We start from the raw sequence: 22073 nt of genomic DNA, 5'->3' as shown, positions 1-22073 counted from the left end.
AGTGCGTCATCGTGTGCCGCGCGCAGCAGCGTTCATGCAAGCGTGTACTCGAACTCGCCGGTGTCGTTGGCTCGCACCGTGATCCGGTCGATCGTTCCGCCTTCGGCGAGCCGCTCAAGCACACGAGTCGCAATCTCCGGCAACAGTGTTCCGTTCAGGATGTGATCGACATTGCGTGCGCCTGAATCGACTTCTGTGCAGCGCGCGAGCACCGCGTCGACGAGCGTTTCGTCCCACGAGAACGCGGCGCGATGATTGGCTTCGATCCGCCGGCGAATGCGCTCCAGTTTCAGTTCGATGATCTCTGCCAGCACCTCGTCGGAAATTGGGTAATACGGCACGACTTTCATCCGGCCAAGGAACGCCGGTTTGAACGTCTTGTACAGTTGTGGCCGCAAGGTTTCGGTCAGCGCATCCGGATCCGGCAGATCCTCGGCTGGCTTGTTCAGGCACGCCTGCATTACCGCGGACGAGCCCACATTTGACGTCAAGATGATCAACGTGTTGCGAAAATCGATTTCGCGGCCTTCGGCGTCGTCCATCATGCCCTTGTCGAACACCTGGAAGAACATTTCGAGTACGTCCGGGTGCGCCTTTTCGACCTCGTCGAGCAGCACGACCGAATAGGGGTTGCGCCGAACCGCCTCGGTCAGCACGCCGCCCTCGCCGTAGCCGACATAGCCGGGCGGCGAGCCTTTCAGCCCCGAAACGCTGTGTGCCTCTTGATACTCGCTCATGTTGATCGTGACCATCTTGCGTTCTCCGCCGTACAGGATGTCGGCAAGCGCGAGCGCGGTTTCGGTCTTGCCGACGCCCGAGGGGCCGACGAACATGAATACGCCGCGCGGTTTGTTCGGATCCTCGAGATTTGCCGTAGCGGTTCGCACGCGCTGTACGATGGCCTCAAGTGCATGGTCCTGACCCATCACGCGTGCGGCCAGCAGCGAATGCAGGTTCATCACGGTTCCGATCTCGTCTTTGACCATGCGGCCCAGCGGAATACCGGTCCAGGACGCAACGATTTCCGCAACCGCGTGTCCATCGACCTGCATCGGCACCATAGGCTCGTCGCCCTGAAGCGCATGCAGCGCCGCGACGCGCTCCGCGAGTGCCTCGCGCTTTGCCTGCACGTCAACCGACTTGCCTTCCGCGACGGAAGATCGCGCCGCATCGAGCGCCGCCCGCAGTGGTGCGATCTCGGCCACGATTGCCCGCTCGCGTTCGTAGCGTGCTTCATCGGCTGCCAACTGCGTGCTCGCGCCTTCGCGCTCGGTGCGCAGCTCACCAAGTCGTTCGTCATGCGAAGCACCTGCGGACACCTCGCGCTCGAGCGAGGCGATTTCGGCGTCGATCCGCTCGATCCGTCTCCTGGTGTCGTCGATAACCGAGGGCGTCGTGCTCTGGGCGAGCGCAACCTTGGCGCATGCGGTGTCGAGCACGCTGATCGCCTTGTCGGGCAGTTGCCGGCCGCTAATGTAGCGATGCGACAGACGCACGGCCTCCGTAATCGCATCGTCGAGAATGCGGACGTTGAAATGTTTCTCCATCAGCCCGACCATCCCGCGCAGCATCGACGCCGCGAGGGTCTCGCCGGGTTCCTCGATTTTCACGACCTGGAAGCGCCGCGCAAGCGCCACGTCTTTCTCGAAGTACTTCTTGTATTCGCTCCACGTGGTCGCCGCGATCGTGCGCAGTTCGCCGCGTGCGAGCGCCGGCTTCAACAGGTTCGCGGCATCGTTCTGGCCGGCCTGTCCGCCCGCGCCGATGATCGTATGCGCTTCGTCGATGAACAGGAGGATCGGATGCGGGCTTTTCTTGACCTCGTCGATCACGCCTTTCAGCCGGTTCTCGAATTCGCCCTTCACACTTGCCCCGGCCTGCAACAAGCCCATGTCGAGCATGTGGAGCGCCGCACCGCGCAGCGGCAACGGCACGTCATCAGCCGCAATGCGCAGCGCCAGCCCTTCGACGACGGCCGTTTTGCCAACCCCCGCTTCGCCCGTCATGATCGGATTGTTCTGGCGGCGGCGCATCAGAATATCGATCGTCTGGCGAATCTCGGCTTCGCGGCCAATCACCGGGTCGATCTTGCCGTCGCGCGCGCGCTGCGTGAGATTTGTCGTGTATGTATCTAGCGCGGGAGTCTTCGAGAGCCTCGCAGCCTGCGCCGCATCCGCCGGTTCGGTGCCTGACGCTTCCGGCGTCCCTGCGTTATGCGGCTCGGCCTCCGCCGAACCTTCGGTGAGGAGGTCGAACTTGTGTTTCAAGTCGGCCACGCGCACGCTGGCAAACAGCGCGGACATCTGCTGCGAAAGCTGGACCAGATCTGGCGCGCTCAACAACGCAAGCAGCAGGTGCCCCGACCGGATACGGCCGAACTCCGTATCGAGCGAAGCGATTAGCCACGCCTGTTCGAAAAGCGCGATCAGATGCACGGAGAACACAGGTGTACGCGTGTTGCCCGTCTTCAGCTTCGGCAGTTCGCGCTCCAGGTCCGCACGCACCGCGTGCACGTCGATGCGGCTCGCGCGCAGGGCGAGCGTCACGTCGGACGCGGGATCGTCGATCAGCGCCAGGAACAGATGCTCCAGTTCGATTTCGTAGTGGCCGCGCGAAAGGCACGCGCCTGCCGCACGCTCGGCTGCCCGCCTGCACAGCGGATCCAGTTTGGTGATCAGGGTCTTCAGAGGCGTACTCATGGAAACGGTCTCGCGTGGGTTCGTTGCGTCTTCGTTGTTTTCAGTGGATCACGTGCAGTTCGTAGCGCGCATCGTCGCGATGCCGCCCGGCGTCGCGCGTGCACAGAAAGGCATCCCAGCCAAGACGCGAGCCCGCGCCCAGTACGCTCGCTCCTACGTCTTCGCGGCGCAGCACGAGGACCACCTCGTATTCGATGGTGACGCCAGCGAGCAGCGCCAGCATCCGCTCGAGCGCAAGCGCTTGTTCGCCGCCAGGCAGGAACGCCCCGTAATGGCGCTTAGACAGCGGACCGATCACCAGCCGCACGCGCATGTCCCGTTGCCATACGCGCGCGCCGACGAGCGCGGTCGCTCCCAGCGTAACGTTGAAATTGCCAAGCACGCTAAGCTGGTCCGGCGGCACGTCGTACCACTTGCCGACGAACTGGTCGACGCGTACGGACACGCGAAAATAGTCGGACAGCACGCGCTGCAGATAGGCGGCCGACATCGGTCGATGTCGCGCGGCCAGCGCGTAGCCGGCAACGGCCTCGTCGAGCAGGCCGCCGCGCCCTGCTCCCAGCGCCTCGCTGACGTCGTCGCTTGCCACGCCCGCGATCGCGAGCAGCAGCGGGAGATAGCGTTCGTCACGGTCGGTTTCGTAATGCAACGGCAGCCGGTACTTCTTCCACGCCGTGTAGAACAACGCCGTCGCGCGGTTCGAAAACACGTCGAAGAAAGCGCGTGCTGCACGGTCGCGCTTCAAATGCTCGCGCGCAACGATCTGCTCGGTGTAATGAAGCGGTAAAGCCCCCTGGCTGCCGAGCAAACCAAAGAACGCGGGCGTGAGCTCGACATGGTCGAGTTCGCCAGATGCGAGCGCCGCACTGCGTGCGTCGACGCTCTTCAGCGGTGCGCCGGCTGCGTCAAACGATTCCGCGCTTTCGATCTCGCTCGCCGGAAAGCCGAGCGATAGCGTGTTTCGAAACCCGATACGCTGGGCAACGACATTACCCTGACGCCGGACCTCGGGCGCCTCGACCGCCTGCCGCGCAAACCAGCCCTCGAGCACGCGCACCGCCTGAAAGAATTCGAAGCGATACGGCTCGTCGAGCAACTGGCCGACTACACCAGGATCGATTCGCCGGTTCGGGGTTTGCATCGAATGATCTCCTCGCCGGTGCGCTTCGACACGACGATCAGTTGAACAAAGCTGTTCAGGTGCACATACAACCCGAAGAAGTGATCGAGCACGCGCACGAATGCCGCGAGACTCGAACCGACAAAGTGCTCCTCGTCGATCGTCACACGCACTTCGATACCGCGGACAAACGTCGCGAAGGGCTTGCCGGGCAGCCATTGCACGGCGCCGCGCTGCTCGATGCCGACAATGCCGTCTATCTGCCGCAGCGACACCGCGCTACGCCGCAGGTCATACAGCGTCAGCACTTCCTTCAGCGGTGCCAGCCCGTGATCGGCAAGCGACACGTGATTGAGCGCAAGGTGCGACACCAGCCGCCAGTGCACGGCATGGCCGCGCGCGAAGCGCGCACTGGGTGTCGGCCGGCGGAGCATCGAAATCAAATTTCCGGACTTCTCGCCCCCTTCCATAAACAGGTCGCCACCGGCCAAGCCGAACGCAAGCTGGGCGGGGAGATCGCGGTTCGTGCACGTGAGATCGAGACTCAGCGTGTCCGTTTGCGGCATGCTCGGCTCGAAGTCGATGTCGACGATCGAGATCTCGGTTTCGTACCCCGGGCTTTTCTGCGCGACCTGCTCGTCACGGCGCGCGAACCAGTAGTGGCCCATGCGCGCCGCCTCGCCGTGATGCAACGAATAAAAAGGACGAAACTCGATCACGCTCTCTTCGTGTTCCTTTTGCCGGACGAGCTTCACCGAATCGATCGAATAAATCTCGTATCCAGAAGCTCGCCGACCGTCCGCGATCACCGGATACGACAAAGCCCGGTGCGTGATCCGGATCGGCTCGCCATGTTGCTGGAACAGGTTCACGACCGGCGTGCAGAACAGGCGTAAGTGATTCGCGCTCAGCAGTTCGAGCAAGCGCGCGACGTGCGAATCGCCACGCACGTCCTGCAACACGAGATGCAGCGTTGCACGCCGGCAATGGCCAGCCGCCTGCGCAATCGACGCCAGATCGAAATCGACGAAATCGAACTTGTCCGGAAAAGCGAAGTATTCACTCAGCAGCCGGTACGCCGGATGAGACTTTGCGGGATAGTCGATAAGCGCGTCTGCCTCGTCGTAACCGACCTGGGCAACCGGTGAATTGCGCAGTTTGGTCCAGCGACCGTTACGCTCGGGCTCCACGTACGCGCCCAACACGCTGATGAACAGGCAATCGACAAGAGTCGCCACAAACGACTGCTCGCCTTGAAGATACGCGCGCAACGGTGAGGCTCGCAGCGCACCCAGATCGAGCTGGGGTGCGAGCGATTCGAACGTGATAGAAATGACACCCGTCGCATTTGCCGGCAGCACCGTTGAACCTGGCGCAAGCGCTACCGGTATGTACCGCGCTTCGGAAATACGGATTGGCACAAGCGTCACGTCGTACGCGGTACGGAATTTGCACTCCACGCCCCGTATCGGAAGGCTTCTCAGCGTAGTGCCTCGCGGCACCACACTGGCGCCCGTCTGCTGTCCCTGAGCGGCAGGTGCGAACTGCGCGATCGAACACGACGGAAAGGGCCGCAGATAATGCGGATACAGTACCTCAAGCAGCGCTTCGGTGAATTCGGGGTAGTCGTCGTCGAGCTTTTTGTTGATCCGTGCACCGAGCAGCGCAAACGATTCGATCATCCGCTCGACGTGAGGATCCTCGCAATGCTCGCCGGACAGCGCAAGACGCGCGGCAATCTTTGGGTAGCGCTCGGCAAAATCCCTCGAATAGCGCCGCAGATATGACAACTCGCGCTCGTAATACGGCAGCAGCTCTTCCATCGATGAACCCCAGACTTCTTTCGTTGCCAGATCGCGGGGCGTGCACCGGACGGTCCTCCGGCCCCGCGCGGCATCGAGCGTTACGGCGCTTTCGCGGCCCGTGTGCGCGTAACCGCGTACTGCAGCGTCGAAGGCTGCAGCATCGCATCGAAATTGACCGGCTCTTCGGCCGGATGCACGACAAGCATCGCCTGAATCGCGAAATAGAGCGCGTTGGTCGACTGCTGGTTGAGCTCGAACTTCACCTGCACCCGCTGCAGGCGTGGCTCGTGCCGCTCGATCGCCTGCTGAATCGACTTGCAGATGAACGCACGGTCGTAGTGACTCGCAAGACTCAGCCCGGCGAAATCGTTGAGCCCATAGGTCAGCACCGAATATTGGCACTCGGGGTGCGGCGCGAGATCCTCATCGGCAAACGCGATACGCGTGTTGAGGAGCGCCTCGACGTCACGGGCCACCGTGTTCTTCAGTTCGTCTATCGACAACTGCCGCATGGCCGCCGCGGCAGGCTGGTGCGGTTCGTCGTCGTACAGCTTGTCCAGAAAGCTCGGTTCGAAACGTTTCATCACGCAGCCCGGTCGAAACAAAAGCAGCAACGGAACGGGTGAAACGCCCCGTTGCCTCAGGCCCGCATCAGACCGCGTAGGTCTTGTCGTTCTTCGTCAGGCTCCAGGCGCCCTGCGTGTTACCGCCCTGGTTGCCGCCGATCTTCTGCTGCGTCTGCTTCCACTGCACCGCGGCATACTTCAGCGTGAACGTCTCGATTGGCAGGCCTTCCTGCTCGATGCTCGGCGCCACGCTCGAGATGATCACGTACTTGAGCTTGACTTCGAGATACTTGACACGATTGCCTTCGCCATCCGCGCGCATGAAATCGATCGTCACCTCGTCGAACGTCGTACCACCCGACGAGTGCTGATACAGCAGCGGGCTCGACGAATCGATCTCCTTCGTGAACTGCATGTCGCCGTGGTCGCAGCGCTCCGACGTATGGCCGCCGGACGTCGATGCCGTCGCCGAACGCGGCTGGGTGATCGTGTGGTTCCAGGACTTCAGTTCGACCCAGCCCGAGTGGTCCTTATCGGCGGATTCGCCCTTGATAACCGGATTACCAAACTTCATGTACATATCTAGCATGATGCTTCAACTCCCCATAGGGTGGTTTTAACGTCCTACCCGAGCAACCTCCGTCCGGGCGCTTCACTTACGCATTGGCAGGCTTGGGCAAATCAGCGACGAGACGCAAGGAAATCGAAAGTTCGTCGAGCTGAAAATGTGGCCGCAGGAACGCGACCGAGCGATACGAACCCGGCTTGCCCGGGATCTCGGCGACTTGAATGGACGCCTCGCGCAGCGGAAATTGCGCTTTTTGCTCCTGGGTGGCGTTGTCGTCGAGCAGCACGTATTGCGAGATCCACCGGTTGAGGAACGACTCGACATTCTGCGCGGATGCGAAACTGCCGATCTTGTCCCGCATCATGGCCTTCAGGTAGTGCGCAACACGCGATACCGAGAAGATGTACTGCAACTGGGCAGACAGAACGGCATTCGCATTGGCGCTGTCGGTGTTGTATTTCTTGGGCTTCTGCACCGACTGCGCAGCAAAGAACGCGGCATAGTCGGAATTCTTGCAATGGACGAGCGGGATGAAGCCGAGATCGCTCAGTTCCTTCTCACGACGGTCCGTGATCGCGATTTCGGTCGGGCATTTCAGCGCGATCTCGCCATCGTCGGTCTTGAACGTATGGGTCGGCAAATCTTCGACCAGACCGCCCCCCTCGACACCGCGAATCGCCGCGCACCAGCCGAAGTCGTCGAACGCGGCTGTCAGCCGTGCCGCAAAGGCCCACGCCGCGTTGCACCACAAATATTTATCGTGGTCGGTGCCGTCAACGTCTTCCACGAAGTTGAACGTCTCGGCGATCTGGCCGTCCTTCGGATTGAACGGCAGGCGGCCAAGAAAACGCGGCAGCGTAAGGCCAACATAGCGGGAATCTTCCGAGTCGCGAAACGATTTCCACTTGGCGTATTCGACCGTATCGAACACCTTGCCCAGATCGCGCGGCTTGCCGAGATCGGAAAACGATTCGAGGCCAAGCAGTTCCGGCGACGCCGAGGCGATGAACGGCGCATGCGCGGCTGCCGCCACATGTGACATCTGCTCGATGAAATACATGTCCTCCGGCTGACGCGAGAGCTCGAAGTCGCCGATCAGTGTACCGAACGGCGCGCCGCCGAAAGTACCGAACTCCTCTTCGTAGACCTTCTTGAAGAGCGCACTCTGGTCGAACTCGGTCGCGGCCTTGAAGTCGCGCACGATCTCGCGCTTCGACGCATGCAACGCCTTGATCTTGATCGTCTGGCCGGTATTGCTCTCCTTGACCAGATAATTGAGCCCGCGCCACGTCCCTTCGAGTCTCTGGAATTCCGGCGCGTGCATCACCGCGGAAAGCTGCGCGGAAATCAGCCGGTCGAGTTCCGCGACACGCGCATCGATCGTCGCCGACAGGTTGTCGGACACGATCACCGTGCCGTCCAGCACCTGATGCACGAGTTCGCCGATCAGATCCTTCGCGCGCGCATGCTCCGACTCGGACTTCGCCACCTTGCTCTTCTCGACGATCTCGTCGAGCAGCGTCGTCCCGCCGGCATATTCGGCATCGCCCGTCGGGACCACAGCGCCTTGCTGATTCAGCTGATTCATCTCGACACCCGTCCTCATTCGCCCTGTGAGTCGTCGCCGCCCGCATCCTTCGCAAGCGCCTGCAACTGCTGCGTGTTCTTCAACACTTCGCTCAGCAGATCCTCGAGCTTGTCGTTGCCGGCAAGCTTGTTGCGCAGATCGGCCAGCTTCGAACGCGCTTCGAGCAGGCGCCGGAGCGGCTCGATCTGCTCGACCACCTCGTCGGGACTGAAATCGTCCAGCCCGCGAAACTTGAGGTCGACGGCGAACTTGCCGCCTTCCTGGCTCAGGCGGTTCTCCACCTGAAACGCGGCGCGCGGCTCGATCGCCTTCATGACATCGTCGAAGTTGTCGCGGTCGATACTGACGAACTTGCGGTCGCGCAGCTTGGGCTGCTCGATCTCGGACTGCCCCGCGAGATCGCCCACCACGCCGACAACGAACGGCAGCTCCTTGACCTCGATCGCGTCGCCCTTCTCGACCTCATAGGTCAACTGCACGCGCGGCGGCCGCACCTTCTGCAAACGCTTCTGAATGCTTTCTTTCTTCGCCATCTGCGGCTCCCGTATCTAGTCTGGTCGTACCACGCGCATGCTCAGCGCAACGCGCTGAACGGATCCCCGGCCTTCGCCGGCGCGGGCGCCTGTGCCGCTGCCGTCGGTGCTGCGCCGGCCGGTGCCGGATTCGCGGGCGCGGCGGCGGCCGTTGCGTCGGCACCCGACGCGACGGCCGGAGCCTTCGCATGACGGACCACGCGACGGCGCTTCACCGGCTGCTTGGGCTGCTGGTCCGGCGGGAACAGCTCGGACTCGCCGAGCGTGTCGCGCAACTGGACCGCCAGCGCCTGGGCATCCGACTTCGCATCGCCCTGGAGCGCAGCGTCGTCGCGCAGCTCGCCAAGCGATTCGGTGGCGATGCGCAGGCCGGAAACCGCCAGCACGCTCTTCGCCGTGCGGTCGGTCTGATCGCGCTGCAACGCTTCCTGCGCGGCAACGATGGCCTGCCCATAGTGATTCTGCGAGAACTGGATCTGCGCAATGCGCGACCACGGCTCTTCGCGAGTCGGATCGGCCTTCGCCAGGTCCTGGTAAAGACCGATTGCCTTGTCCTGGTCGCCTGCCTTCGCCACGGCGTCCGCGTCGGCAAGCTGCTTGTTGAACTGGTCCGCGGTGGGCGGGACATTCTGCTGTGTCGACGCGCAGCCGGCCATCACGGCGCAAGCCACCCCACATGCCACCATTACCCCGGAGAATCTTGTAAACAAACGGTTTTTCATCGTTTTTTCACCGATGTGCACGGATGAAGTTTAAAGTTGGATATCGGTTCTTTTTCTTTTTGAGATGCGCCGGTATAGTACCGGTGATTTTTTCATAATTCAATCTTCGCGATCGAGTAAACCTTTATAAATAGTGCGGACGTCCGACAAAGGCGTACCCCAATATACTGGGTGATGCATTATGCATTAGGCGACCCCGTAACATTTACTTGGCAAGCAAACTACACCCCGATTAATCGGGCAAAATTTCCCTGAACCGCTACCCGTTAGTTGTATGCGCAATCGAGACCAGGACCGAGACCAGCACAAAATGGCGGCAAGCCGGATAAACATGAGCGCCCATCTGACTCGCCATGCGCTGCCGCTCGCCGCCTGCGCATTGCTGGCCGGCTGCGCGGCGGCCCCGCTGCTCGGCACCGCCGCGAGCGCCGTCATGCAGGTGGCCGGCATGGGCAAGAGCGACGCCCCGAAGCCGCCGCGCAACGTCGGCATCACGCTGTACGCGGCGCAGAACCTCAATGCGGCGACCGACAACAAGCCGCTCGCGCTCGTCGTGCGGCTCTACGTATTGAAGGATCCGACTTCGTTCCAGCAGGCGCCCTTCGACAGCTTTACCGATCCCGACAAGGAAAAGAGCGTGCTGGGCGCCGACCTGCTGAGCGTGCGCGAAATCACATTGATTCCCGGCCAGCGCTATACGGCGACCGAGAAAGTTTCACGCGACGCTCAAGCGTTCGGCATTGTCGCGCTCTTTAGAGATCCCGCTGTGCAGCGCTGGAAATTGACGTTCGACCCGGCAAAATCGGAGAAATCCGGCATAATCATCGGCCTGCATAATTGCGCGATGACGGTCACGGACGGCAGTGTGATCGCACCGGTTCAGGGAATGCCGTCGCAGCCGCTCAATATGCTTTCGTCGGTTAGCTGCGGTTAGCCGGCGGCCGAGTAAAATGAATGTCGATTTACAAAATTTAACAATTACGGATGCAATTCGGGGGGCTCGACTGCCGATCGCCCTGCTTCATTCATAAACCAGGTGTGACATGAGTTATTCGGCCAAGGTGCTGTGGGGAGAAGGACTGTTCCTGCGGCCGCAGCACTTCCAGCGGCAGGACGCCTACCACGAAGCCCGCCTGTTCGAATCGATCCAGGCCATCCAGCCTTACAACTGGGGCGTGCGCTCGGTGGAATTCGAACGCGACTCGCTCGCAAGTAATGTGCTGCGCGTACGCGAGCTCTCCCTCGTGTTCCAGGATGGCACGCTGTACTCGGCGCCGCAGGCCGACGGCCTGCCGCCGCCCATTGCGCTCGACACGCTGCCCGAAGGCATCAACGACTTCGTGTTCTATCTGGCGCTGCACCCGCTGCGCGAAAACGCCGCCAATTACAGCGACGATCCGGGCGGCGGCTTCAGAACGCGCTTCGTCAGCGAGCGTTCGAGCGTCGGCGACAACTTTACCGATGCGGCCGCAGCCGATATCGACTTCCTGAAGACGCAGGTCAAGCTCATCGCCGAAGGCGAGCCGCGCGATCAACTGCTTTCGGTGCCGCTCGTCCGGGTGCGCCGCACGGCCACCTCGGGATTCGAGATCGACGACAACTTCGTGCCGCCCAGTCTCGCGATCAACGCCTCGTCACTGCTGACCCAGCGGCTGCGCCAACTGATCGATGCGCTGCAGGCGAAGGTCAACGCGCTCTACGGCTTCCATCGCGAACCGTCGAAGAACATCATCGAGTTCCGTTCGGGCGACATTGCCTCGTTCTGGCTCCTGCACACGGCGAACGCCGCGTTCGCCGCGCTGGCGCATCTGCATCAGCATGCGTCGCTGCATCCCGAACGGCTCTTCCAGGAGCTGCTGCGCCTCGCAGGCCAGCTCATGACGTTCTCGAAGGGCTACGCGCTCGCCGATCTCCCCGTCTATCGCCACGAAGATCCGGGCCCCGGCTTCGCGCTGCTCGATACGATGCTGCGCGAGCTGCTCGAAACGGTGATCTCGACGCGCTACTTCGCGATCACGCTCGAAGAGGTGCGGCCGTCGTTCCACGTCGGCCGGCTCGACTCGGGCAAGATCGACGACAAGACCGCGTTCTATCTCGCGGTGTCGGCGGACATGCCGAGCGTCGAGCTCATCGACGCCGTGCCGGCGCGCTTCAAGGTCGGCGCCCCCGACGACGTCGACAAGCTCGTGCTCTCGGCCATGCCCGGCGTCCGGCTCACGTACACGCCGCAGGTGCCGCCCGCCATTCCCGTGCGGCCGGGCGCCTGCTACTTCGCGCTCGATTCGCGCGGCGCGCTCTATGAACGCATGCTGCAGGCCCAGTCCGCAATGATCTACGCGCCGTCTGGCATCAACGACCTGAAATTCGAACTGATCGCCGTCACATCATGAACTACGCTCCCTCCCTGCTTGGCGGCAGCACGCCGCCGCCCACGCGGCCAACGGCCTCGTCGACCGACAACGCGTTCCAGGCGCGCTCGCTGCTCGACTTGCTGTACGACGGGTTTTTCATGCTGTTTCTGCTGAAGAACGGCCGGGAACCCGAAAGCGCGCAGGAGTTCAGCACGCGAATCCAGGAATTTCTGGCCGAGTTCGAGCGCGGCGCGAAGCGGCTCAATATCGCGGCCGACGACGTGTATGCCGCCAAGTTCGCGTTCTGCGCGGCCATCGACGAGCTCGTGCTGTCCTCGCAGCTCAGGATCCGCGCGGACTGGGAACGCCGCCCCCTGCAACTCGTGCTGTTCGGCGAGCAGCTTGCCGGCGAAAAATTCTTCGAATATCTCGAAGAGTGCCGTTCGCGCGGCGCCGCGCGGCTGCAATCGCTCGAAGTGTTCCATATGTGCCTGCTGCTGGGATTTCGCGGCAAGTACCTGCTCGAAGGGCCGGAGAAGCTGGCCTATCTGACCGCGCGCATCGGCGACGAAATCGCCCACCTGAAAGGCAAGCGCGCCCCGTTCGCACCGCACTGGCCGCTGCCGGACCAGATCTCGCACCGGCTGAAGCGCGAGGTGCCGCTGTGGAGCATCGGCGCCGTGTTCGGACTCGTCGCGCTGCTCGCGTTTCTCGGGCTCAACTCGTATCTGAAAGACCAGACGCTCAAGGCGCTCGCGCCCTACTCGCAGATCATCAAGGTCGGGCCCGAATCGGCGAATCTGACGATCTCGCTGCCTTGAGCGGAGCCGGGACGGCGACCTTTTCACGCGGCGGCACATGAGCCATGACGGCGCACTTTGACTCGTTTCCGCGTAGCACGCGGGGCGTCGTGCTTTGCGCCTCTATCGCGCTATACGCCGTCTCGTTGTTTTTGCCCGCAATGTATTTCGAAAGGGAAGCGCCCCTGCCTGGAATCGCCCTTCTCGCTCAGGGCTGGTTCGGTCTTCTGGACGCGAACCCCGCATGGCTCGCCAATCCGTTTTATGCCATCGCCTTCGTGCTGGGCCTGCGCAGACGCTATGGCTATGCCAGCATTTTCTGCGGCGTGGGTGTCGCCTGCGCCCTGTACTCGCCGCTGACCACGAAGTGGTACTTCAACGAGGCCGAGGGAACGCCTGTCGCGGGCCTCGGCATTGCGTTCTACGCATGGCTCGCGGCACAGGTCGTGCTTCTCGTCGGCAGCTTGTGCCTGCGCCGGGAAAGCGCCAATACGCCTGCGAATCGATAAGCCGAGCGAACTCTCGCCGCGAGTCGTAGAATCGTTGGGCTATCCATCCGCTCTGCCCGATCCGGCCCGAAGCTGTCGCGGCGCTGCCCGGGCAACACTTGCGTGCCGGCAGGAGTTTCAGATGACCACCCTCACCGCTCTGTCCGTCAAGGACATCCGCTTTCCCACTTCGCGTTCGCTCGACGGTTCCGACGCGATGAACGCCGCGCCCGACTATTCGGCAACCTATGTGACGCTCGAAACCGATTCGCCCGCGGGACTGACCGGCCACGGCCTGACATTCACCATCGGGCGAGGCAACGAAATCTGCGTGGCCGCGGCGAAGGCGCTTGCGCCGCTCGTGATCGGCAGGACACTCGAAGAGATCGCCGGCAACATGGGCGCGTTCTGGCGCGCGCTGACCTCGGATAGCCAGTTGCGCTGGATCGGCCCCGACAAGGGCGCTATCCATCTCGCGACGGCGGCCGTCGTCAACGCCGTCTGGGATCTGTGGGCGAAAGCGCAGGGCAAGCCGGTGTGGAAGCTGCTCGCCGACATGAGCCCCGAAGAACTCGTGCGCTGCCTCGACTTCCGCTACGTCACCGACGCCCTCACGCCGCAAGAAGCCGTGGCGCTGCTCAATCGCCACGCGAAGACGAAGGGCGAGCGCGAGGCGCAAATGCTCGCGCAAGGCTATCCGGCCTACACGACGTCGGCAGGCTGGCTGGGCTACGACGACGACAAGATCCGCCGGCTCGCGCGCGAAGGCGTGGCGAACGGCTGGACGCACTTCAAGCAGAAGGTGGGCGGCAACATCGAGGAAGACATGCGGCGCGCGCGCATTCTGCGCGAAGAGATCGGCGAGGACCGCAAGCTGATGATGGACGCCAACCAGGTGTGGGACGTCGACGAAGCCGTCGCGAACATGCGGCGGCTCGCGGAGTTCGACCCGTGGTGGATCGAGGAGCCCACGAGCCCCGACGACGTGCTCGGCCACGCCGCCATCCGCCAGCGCATCCGCCCGATCGGCGTGGCGACGGGCGAGCATTGCCAGAATCGCGTGATGTTCAAGCAGTTGCTGCAGGCGCACGCCATCGACTTTTGCCAGGTCGATGCGTGCCGCCTGGGCGGGCTCAACGAAGTGATCGTCGTCCTGCTGATGGCGGCGAAGTACGGCGTGCCGGTATGCCCGCATGCGGGCGGCGTCGGCTTGTGCGAATACGTGCAGCACATTTCGCTCTTCGACTATATCTGCGTGTCGGCGTCGCTGGAAAATCGCGTGCTCGAATACGTGGATCATCTGCACGAGCATTTCATCGACCCCGTCGTGATCCGTAATGGCCGCTACATGCCGCCCCAACAACCCGGCTACAGCATCGAAATGCGTGCATCGTCTCTCGCCGCGCACACCTTTCCTGACGGCCCGGCGTGGCGGTCCTGAGGCGGCGCGGCAAGGGCAGCCGTCGCCGTGTGGACGCTTTTTGTCAGACGTTACGGCCCACCTGAACCGGAACGGTTCGCTTTCCCGCCATCATTCGCGTCGTTTTCGCGCTTAACGCCTATCCTGCAGGGAGACCATCGAACCTGACATGGGGCGGGAACCGGGAGAAAACATGAAAGCCGATCCGAAGGTTATCGAATATCTGAACGCCGAACTGAAACACGAACTCACGGCGATCAATCAGTACTTCCTCCATGCGCGGCTCTACGAGCACTGGGGACTCGAAGCGCTCGGCAAGCACGAGTATGAAGAGTCGATCGAAGAAATGAAGCACGCGGACAAGCTGATCGAGCGCATTCTCATGCTCGACGGACTGCCCAACCTGCAGGATCTGGGCAAGCTCATGATCGGCGAAGAGACGCTAGAGGTGCTTCACTGCGACCTCAAGCTCGAACAGACCGCGCAGGCCACGTTGAAGGAAGCGATTGCCTATTGCGAAACGGTAAAGGATTACGTGTCGAGAGAGATCTTCGTTGAAATCCTCGACGACACCGAAGACCATATCGACTGGCTGGAAATCCAGATCGATCTCGTCGACAAGGTCGGCATCCAGAACTACCAGCAATCGGGCATGGGCAAGGCAAGCTGAGCGGCCGCTGCAAGCGCACTCACTGATCGCACTGCAAATCCTTCTTCTGCACCGCGATGATCGCCGGATAGGTGCCGTGGTCGAGCTCCACGTGGGCGACGACGGCCATGAGCGTGCTGTCGATGTCGTCGTACACGCTCACGCGCTCGCTGCGCAAATCGTCGACGCCCGTGCAACCGGACGTGCGGCCGTCGTCCGAGACCTGGCACTGGATCGGATGGTCCGCGATATAGCGAACCCGGTCGCGCTCGGGCAGCGAGAGATATTCGCGCATGCTCTGCAGCGCGCCCCCGGCGCCGGTGACATAGCCAATGGAGCATTGATCCGCGGATGTGACGCCGCTGCTGGATGCCTGGGCTTGCGCTATCGCGCTGGACGTCGCCATGAGCGCTGCGACTGCCGATGCGAGAAGGTATTTCATGGCGCGGTAAGCTGGGGGATCGAAGTGCAGGATTGTAGTGGCATCCGGCATAAGCTGCCTGGAAACGGGCAGCGCCGCGAACAACCTACCTGAGCACCTCATCTCGACGGCGAAGCCGCGATCCTCGACAATGGAGGCGTCCAGGAACCGTCGAAGTCATGGGAAAAATCCAGCTCGAAACGCCATCGCTCGCCCTGCTGCCCGCCTACGTGTTGGCACTGGAAGCGGGCTGGTCTCCCGATAATATTCGAAAAGAAGCGGCCGCCAGAGAGCAGTTGGAGGCCATCGCGCAGGCGCCTGAGGCATTCGTTGCCAGCCTCGACGACCCGACCGCCGCCGGCGGCCCCATCCCCCTGCCCGACGGCACCGTCATCCCCCGCCTGCCAGGCATCACGAGATGGATCTTCGACGACCATTTCTGCGGCTCGATCGGATTCCGCTGGCAGCCTGGAACATCGATTTTGCCGCCGCATGTGCCGGGACATATGGGCTTCTCCATCGTCCCGTGGAAACGCGGGAACGGCTATGCCGGGCAAGCCCTGCGCCTGATGCTTGCCGAGGCGCAGGGCGAGGGGCTGGAATACGTGGAATTGACCGTGGATCCGGAAAATCTGGCGTCACAGAAGGTGATCGCGTCGTCCGGAGGCATTCTGGTCGAGCGGTTCAGGAAAGCGGCCGCCTATGGCGGCGCCGAAGCTCTGCGGTTCCGTATCGCCCTCGGCGATTAAATGAAGGCTGTTCCAGTGGGAGCCACGCCACCCCACCACGTCACGCTTCGTCCAGAGCATCCCGTGCGCCTCGCGATAACCTCAGAAGTCCTGATCAATGACTAGATCCTTAAACGGATCGCCACCGATCCCTCGCACCTGACGAAGCGAGCGTTTTTACGACAGGCATTGACATCCCCTCAGCCTGTCCGGCAAGATGTCCCGCATGATCTGCGCCCTCTTCACGACTGCGACCACCACCACGACCGCCTCGGGCGGGTCGTGTGGGTGAGACGCGAGCGCAAGATAACGAATCCCCCCCAAGGCCCCGCCCGCAACGGACGGGGCCTTGTCGTTTCTCCGTCCGCCACGGGCTCAACCGGAGAAACGCCATGCCTGAATCCCATCCGCCGCGTCGCGCGCTGCTCATCATCGACATGCAGCGCGGTCTGTTCGCCGGCCCCGATCTCCCGCACGACGGTGCACGCATCCTCGCCAACATCAACTCGCTCGTGCGCAAGGCGCGTGCTGCCCACGCGCCTATCTTCGCCGCACGCCATACCGGGCCTGCGGGTTCGCCCATCGAGCCCGGCAGCCCGCTCACGCACCTGCTGCCGGATCTGCTTGTCGATGACGAGCGGGACACCGTGTTCGACAAGACGCGGCCCAACTGCTTTCACGGCACGCCGCTCGCCGGCTGGCTGGCCGAGGCGTCCATCGGTGAACTGATGATTGCCGGCATGAAGACGCAGTACTGCGTGGACAGCACCTGCCGCGCGGCCGCCGATCTTGGCTTGCGCACGATCCTGATCGCCGATGCGCATACCTGCATGGACACGCCCGCGCTCCCGGCAGCGGCAATCGTCGCGCACCACAACGCCACGTTGACGGGCGCCTTCGTGCAATTGCGCGAGACACAAGCCTGCACGTTCTGACGTCAGCGAAAGCGCCATCGCGCGGAGGCCCATCGCGGAACCGTGATTGTCATATTGCGCGCCTACATTGAGGTTTTCGTTCGAAATCGCGTAATTGGACGATTTTTTCGTTGAATGTCCGCCATGACCCTCATCCAGATCCGCAGCTTCATCGCCGTCGCGCAGCACGGCGGCTTCACGGCCGCCGCGCGGGCGCTCTCCATGAGCCAGACGACCGTCACCTCGCAGATCCAGGCGCTCGAGCACGAGCATGGCGTCGAACTCTTTCACCGGCGCGGCCGGCGCGCGGAGCTTTCCGCAGTCGGGCTGGCGTTCCTGCCGCTCGCACGCCGCATCAGCGGCTACGAGAGCGACGCCATCTCTCTCCTGCACGACAGCGGCGTGCTCCAGCGCGGCACGCTGAAGATCGGCGCGGTCGGCCCGTTCCACGTCACCGAAATGATCGAGGCTTGGCACGCGCTGCATCCGCGCATGCATCTTTCGGTCACGCTCGGGAATTCGGAGGAAGTGCTGCTCGGCCTCGAACAGTACGCGTGCGACGTGGGGATCCTTGCGCGCGCATTCGAGGACGAGCGCTTCCATATGCAGCACTACGCAACATTCCCGGTGATCGCGTTCGTCAATGCTCAGCACCCCTACGCTATGCGCAGCTCGATCACGCTGAAGGATCTCGTGGGCGAGCCGCTCCTGATGCGCGAGCCCGGGTCCACCACGCGCCGCGCGCTGGAAGACGCCCTGCACGACGCGGGCCTCGCGCCGCGCGTGGCAATGGAAATCGGCAGCCGGGAAGCGCTGCGCGAAGCCGTCGCGCGCGGACTTGGCGTCGGCACGGTCTCCCAGGCGGAATACGTGCCCGACGAGCGGCTGCGGCCGTTGCGCATCGAAGGCGATCCCGTCGTCACGCATATCCACGTGTGCTGCCTGCGCGAGCGGCGCGAGAGCCGCCTCGTGGCGTCGTTCTTCGCGGCGGTCGAACGGTGCCGGCCGGTGGTGCGAGAATACCCGCTGCCTCGAACTTGACGAGCTTGCTGCCAGGCCGACGCTGCCGGCAGGGCTCTACCCGCCGCACGGGCGCGCAGGAACCAGACCATCAGGTCATCCGGCAGCGGGCCCCGTATTTCAGCGCGCCACGGCGGCCGGTTCCGCCCACGTCTCGTCAACGCCCTGCGTGCTGCCCTCTTCCAGCGAGACATTGCGCGTCTCACGGCCCTGCCACCACCAGAGCGCGGCGGCGAACGGCCCCGGCAACGCGAGCACGAGCAGCACGATCAAGGCCGAAGAAGGTGTGCCCGACGAAGCGAACACGCTCGTAAGCAGGAGCGGCGCGACCATGGCACCCACGCGGCCAACCGCCACCGAAACGCCCAGGCCCGTGGCACGGATGCGCGTGGGCAGCACTTCGGAGGAAACCACGTAACCGGAGATATACGCCCAGGTCACGCCGTACTGGACCAGGCAGTAGCCGATCACCATGCCGGCCAGCGTGTGCATCGCATAGATCACGCACACGGCGAGCGTGGTGAACGCATAGCTCACGAACAGCGACGCGCGCCGCCCCCACGCCTCGACCAGCAATGCGGCGGTCAACCCGCCGGCAAGCGCGGCGGCATTGCCATAAAGATAATAGATGGGCATGGAGGCGGCGGGCACCTTCATGTACGGCAGGATCACGAGCGCCATCAGCGAAAGCACGCCATAGACGATGGCCGCCTGCGAGAAGTTCAGCGCGCTCGCCAGCGCGCAACGCACGCGGTACTTGCCGAGCAGCGCGCCGACGTTGCGCCAGAAGGTGGGATGCTGCGGCACGAACGCGGTGGGTGCGTAACGTCTGGCCACGGCCGCGCACAGCTCGGCGGACGGGCGGTCTCGCGTGGCCGCGGCGGCGATGCGCTCGACCACGGCCTCGGCGTCGGCCACGCGGCCCTGTTGCAGCAGCCAGCGCGGCGACTCGGGAATCACGCGGCGAATCCAGAAGAACAGCAGCGCCATGGTGGTGCCGAAGCCGAAGCCCACACGCCACGATATGTCGAAGGGGAGATTATTCAGGACCACCCAGGAGACGGCGGCGGAAAGCAGCGCGCCCACGGGAAAGCCGGAGAGGATCATCGAATCGGTGCGGCCGCGATGGCGCTTCGGAATGAATTCGCCCATCGTCGCCGTCACGGCCGAATATTCGCCGCCCACGGCAAGCGCCGTCATCGCGCGGAAAAACAGGAACGATTCGTAGTTCCAGGCAAACACCGTGGCGACGCTGAACGCCGCGTACCAGAGCAATGTGGCGAGGAAGAGGCGCTTGCGGCCGAAGCGGTCGGAGAGATAGCCGAACGCAATCGCGCCAATCAGCATGCCCAGCACCCAGATGCTCACGGCCAGCGACCCCTGCGAGGGCGACAGATGCCATTGCGCCTTGAGTGCCCCGAACACGCTGCCGATGATGTTGGTCTCGAACGAATCGAGCGCCCAGCCCACGCCGAGCGCCACGGTCATCAGCGTGTGAAAGCGCGTCCACGGCATGTTGTCGAGCCGCGTGAGCGCGTCGGTCTGGATCGCGGTTTGAGAGGTCACAATGGAGTCCCTGAAGACAGCCGGCCCGGCGGAACCGGGGCGCAATGTATTCGTCAGGATAGGGACGGCGCGTGACGGCCATGTGATCGAAACGGTCGTTGAATTTCGATGAGTCGAGCGATTTTTTCGTTAGACTGGCCCTCGACCGCATCGGATCCGCGCTACGCCGCGGAGCAAACCGAAGGGACAGAACGCATGCGCGCGTTGCGGCCGATAATGAGCAAAACGCCACACGACCCCCACTGCACGGAGACACCATGCGCAAGCTACGCTCGCAAAGCTGGTTCGGCCGCAACGACAAGGACGGCTTCATTCACCGCTCCTGGATGAAGAACCAGGGCATCCCCCACGACGAGTTCGACGGCCGCCCGGTGATCGGCATCTGCAACACCTGGTCGGAGCTCACGCCCTGCAATGCCCATTTCCGCGAGCTCGCCGACTATGTGAAGCGCGGCGTGCGCGAGGCGGGCGGCCTGCCGCTCGAATTTCCCGTGATGTCGCTCGGCGAAACGAACCTGCGGCCCACGGCGATGCTGTTCCGCAACCTCGCTTCGATGGACGTCGAGGAATCGATTCGCGGCAACCCCATCGACGGCGTCATCCTGCTGGTGGGCTGCGACAAGACCACGCCCGCGCTGCTGATGGGCGCGGCCTCGTGCAACCTGCCAGCGCTCGCCGTCTCCGGCGGCCCCATGCTCAACGGGCGCTTCCGCGGCCGCGATATCGGCTCCGGCACCGGCGTCTGGCAGATGTCCGAGGAAGTGCGCGCGGGCACCATGAGCGAGACCGAGTTCGTCGAGGCCGAATCGTGCATGAACCGGTCGCGCGGCCATTGCATGACGATGGGTACCGCCTCCACCATGGCCTCGATGGTCGAATCGCTCGGCATGGGCCTGCCCCACAACGCGGCCATCCCCGCCGTGGACGCGCGCCGCCAGGTGCTCGCGCATCTGGCCGGCCGGCGCATCGTCGAGATGGTGCGCGACGACGTGACCATGACGAAGATCCTCACGCGCGAAGCTTTCGAGAACGCCATCCGCACGAATGCCGCCATCGGCGGTTCGACGAACGCGGTCGTTCACCTGATCGCGCTCGCGCGGCGCATAGGCGTGCCGCTCTCGCTCGAAGACTGGGAGCTGGGCTCGAATGTGCCGTGCCTCGTGAATCTCCAGCCTTCCGGGCAGTACCTCATGGAGGACTTCTACTACGCGGGCGGTCTGCCCGCAGTGCTGCGCCAGCTCGGCGAGCAGGGCCTGCTGCACCGCGGCGCGCTCACGGTCAACGGCAAGACGATCTGGGAGAACGTGCAGGACGCGGCGAATTACAACAGCGAGGTGATCACCTCGTTCGCCGAACCTTTCAAACCGAAGGCCGGCATCGCCGTGCTCAAGGGCAACCTCGCGCCCAACGGCGCCGTGATCAAGCCTTCCGCGGCCACGCCCGCGCTGCTGCGCCATCGCGGGCGCGCCGTGGTGTTCGAGAACGTGGAGGAACTGCACGAGAAGGTCGACGACGACTCGCTCGACATCGACGAAACCTGCATCATGGTCCTCAAGGGTGCGGGGCCCAAGGGCTACCCGGGCTTCGCGGAGGTCGGCAACATGCCGCTGCCGAAGAAGGTGCTCAAGAAGGGCATCACCGACATGGTGCGCATCTCCGACGGCCGCATGAGCGGCACGGCCTACGGTGCGGTCGTGCTGCACGTTTCGCCCGAGGCGGCGGCGGGCGGCCCGCTCGCGCTCGTGCGCACGGGCGACATGATCGAGCTGGACGTGGACGCGCGGCGCCTGCATCTGGACGTCTCCGACGAAGAACTCGCGCGCCGCAAGGCCGAATGGAAGGCGCCCGATCTGCCCGAACGCGGTTACTACCGGCTCTATGTGAAGCACGTCCTGCAGGCGGACGAAGGCGCCGACCTCGACTTCCTCGTGGGGGCCAGCGGCGCGCCCGTGCCGCGCGAATCGCATTGATCGCATGACGATGCCGCGGGCGGGCAGCCCGAAGATCCGACGCCCACCCGCTCCTTGAGCCCCATGTCGCCCCTGCACGCGACACGCCGCCCGGCCGGCTATCTCCCCGTCCTCGATCCCACCCCCATTCGCCAATCGTTTGCGC

At 63.5% G+C, this 22073-nt stretch carries 20 protein-coding genes; 10 read left to right on the top strand and 10 right to left on the bottom strand.

What is annotated here, in order from left to right; all coding sequences use genetic code 11:
* Positions 1–32 precede the first annotated feature (32 nt).
* The 8 genes from tssH to WJ542_RS28785 form a co-directional block, all read right to left on the bottom strand.
* The gene (gene tssH / locus WJ542_RS28820) at positions 33–2699 is read right to left on the bottom strand and encodes a type VI secretion system ATPase TssH (RefSeq protein ID WP_411192964.1); all 2667 of its coding nucleotides are present in this window, start codon (positions 2697–2699) and stop codon (positions 33–35) included.
* 40 nt (positions 2700–2739) lie between these two features.
* Positions 2740–3840, bottom strand: coding sequence for a type VI secretion system baseplate subunit TssG (gene tssG, locus WJ542_RS28815; RefSeq protein ID WP_411192963.1), 1101 nt, complete (start codon positions 3838–3840; stop codon positions 2740–2742).
* A complete protein-coding gene (gene tssF / locus WJ542_RS28810) occupies positions 3804–5642 on the bottom strand; it encodes a type VI secretion system baseplate subunit TssF (protein WP_411192962.1) in 1839 nt (612 codons plus the stop codon). Before tssF ends, tssG begins: the two co-directional genes overlap by 37 nt.
* Before the next feature lie 80 nt (positions 5643–5722).
* Entirely contained in the window at positions 5723–6208 is a 486-nt protein-coding gene (tssE, locus tag WJ542_RS28805) for a type VI secretion system baseplate subunit TssE (RefSeq protein WP_411192961.1), read from the bottom strand.
* A 67-nt stretch (positions 6209–6275) separates the two neighbouring features.
* Positions 6276–6779, bottom strand: a complete 504-nt coding sequence (locus WJ542_RS28800; RefSeq protein ID WP_411192960.1) for an Hcp family type VI secretion system effector — start codon at positions 6777–6779, stop codon at positions 6276–6278.
* Positions 6780–6846: 67 nt separating this feature from the next.
* On the bottom strand, positions 6847–8346 hold the full coding sequence (gene tssC / locus WJ542_RS28795; RefSeq protein ID WP_411192959.1) for a type VI secretion system contractile sheath large subunit: 1500 nt from the start codon (positions 8344–8346) through the stop codon (positions 6847–6849).
* 14 nt (positions 8347–8360) lie between these two features.
* Positions 8361–8879 carry a type VI secretion system contractile sheath small subunit gene (gene tssB, locus WJ542_RS28790; RefSeq protein ID WP_411192958.1) on the bottom strand — a complete coding sequence of 173 codons (519 nt, stop codon included), beginning with the start codon at positions 8877–8879 and terminating at the stop codon, positions 8361–8363.
* Between the two features lie 41 nt (positions 8880–8920).
* Positions 8921–9601 (bottom strand): tetratricopeptide repeat protein, encoded by a 681-nt coding sequence (locus WJ542_RS28785; protein ID WP_411192957.1) that lies wholly within the window; start codon positions 9599–9601, stop codon positions 8921–8923.
* A gap of 331 nt (positions 9602–9932) precedes the next feature.
* Between WJ542_RS28785 and tssJ the strand changes: the two genes are divergently transcribed.
* From tssJ to bfr, 6 genes are all read left to right on the top strand, one after another.
* On the top strand, positions 9933–10535 hold the full coding sequence (gene tssJ, locus WJ542_RS28780; RefSeq protein ID WP_411192956.1) for a type VI secretion system lipoprotein TssJ: 603 nt from the start codon (positions 9933–9935) through the stop codon (positions 10533–10535).
* Between the two features lie 109 nt (positions 10536–10644).
* Complete coding sequence (tssK, locus tag WJ542_RS28775; protein ID WP_411192955.1) at positions 10645–11991, top strand: type VI secretion system baseplate subunit TssK; 1347 nt, start codon at positions 10645–10647, stop codon at positions 11989–11991.
* On the top strand, positions 11988–12773 hold the full coding sequence (gene icmH, locus WJ542_RS28770; protein ID WP_411192954.1) for a type IVB secretion system protein IcmH/DotU: 786 nt from the start codon (positions 11988–11990) through the stop codon (positions 12771–12773). The genes tssK and icmH overlap by 4 nt, the downstream gene beginning before the upstream one ends.
* 140 nt (positions 12774–12913) lie before the next feature.
* On the top strand, positions 12914–13261 hold the full coding sequence (locus WJ542_RS28765) for a hypothetical protein (RefSeq protein WP_411192953.1): 348 nt from the start codon (positions 12914–12916) through the stop codon (positions 13259–13261).
* Between the two features lie 121 nt (positions 13262–13382).
* A complete protein-coding gene (locus tag WJ542_RS28760) occupies positions 13383–14681 on the top strand; it encodes an L-fuconate dehydratase (RefSeq protein ID WP_411192952.1) in 1299 nt (432 codons plus the stop codon).
* A 172-nt stretch (positions 14682–14853) separates the two neighbouring features.
* A complete protein-coding gene (gene bfr / locus WJ542_RS28755) occupies positions 14854–15330 on the top strand; it encodes a bacterioferritin (RefSeq protein ID WP_411192951.1) in 477 nt (158 codons plus the stop codon).
* Between the two features lie 19 nt (positions 15331–15349).
* Here the strand turns inward: bfr and WJ542_RS28750 are convergent, their stop codons facing one another.
* Positions 15350–15715 carry a hypothetical protein gene (locus WJ542_RS28750; RefSeq protein ID WP_411192950.1) on the bottom strand — a complete coding sequence of 122 codons (366 nt, stop codon included), beginning with the start codon at positions 15713–15715 and terminating at the stop codon, positions 15350–15352.
* 194 nt (positions 15716–15909) lie between these two features.
* On the opposite strand from WJ542_RS28750, the gene WJ542_RS28745 reads away from it, so the two are divergent.
* The 3 genes from WJ542_RS28745 (at position 15910) to WJ542_RS28735 (ending at position 18413) form a co-directional block, all read left to right on the top strand.
* Positions 15910–16479: a GNAT family N-acetyltransferase gene (locus WJ542_RS28745; protein WP_411192949.1), complete on the top strand. Its 570-nt coding sequence runs from the start codon at positions 15910–15912 to the stop codon at positions 16477–16479.
* Between the two features lie 371 nt (positions 16480–16850).
* Positions 16851–17393, top strand: a complete 543-nt coding sequence (locus WJ542_RS28740; RefSeq protein WP_411192948.1) for a cysteine hydrolase family protein — start codon at positions 16851–16853, stop codon at positions 17391–17393.
* A gap of 123 nt (positions 17394–17516) precedes the next feature.
* Positions 17517–18413, top strand: coding sequence for a LysR substrate-binding domain-containing protein (locus WJ542_RS28735; protein ID WP_411193532.1), 897 nt, complete (start codon positions 17517–17519; stop codon positions 18411–18413).
* Positions 18414–18512: 99 nt separating this feature from the next.
* Here the strand turns inward: WJ542_RS28735 and WJ542_RS28730 are convergent, their stop codons facing one another.
* Positions 18513–19907, bottom strand: coding sequence for an MFS transporter (locus WJ542_RS28730; protein WP_411193530.1), 1395 nt, complete (start codon positions 19905–19907; stop codon positions 18513–18515).
* Positions 19908–20215: 308 nt separating this feature from the next.
* Here WJ542_RS28730 and WJ542_RS28725 point away from each other — a divergent pair, with 308 nt between their 5' ends.
* A complete protein-coding gene (locus tag WJ542_RS28725) occupies positions 20216–21928 on the top strand; it encodes an IlvD/Edd family dehydratase (RefSeq protein ID WP_411192947.1) in 1713 nt (570 codons plus the stop codon).
* Positions 21929–22073: the final 145 nt, after the last annotated feature.

The organism is Paraburkholderia yinzeri (assembly GCF_046581065.1).
Taxonomy (GTDB): Bacteria; Pseudomonadota; Gammaproteobacteria; order Burkholderiales; family Burkholderiaceae; genus Paraburkholderia.
Note: the sequence above shows the minus strand (reverse complement) of the source record. Positions and strands in the feature narration are given on the sequence as shown.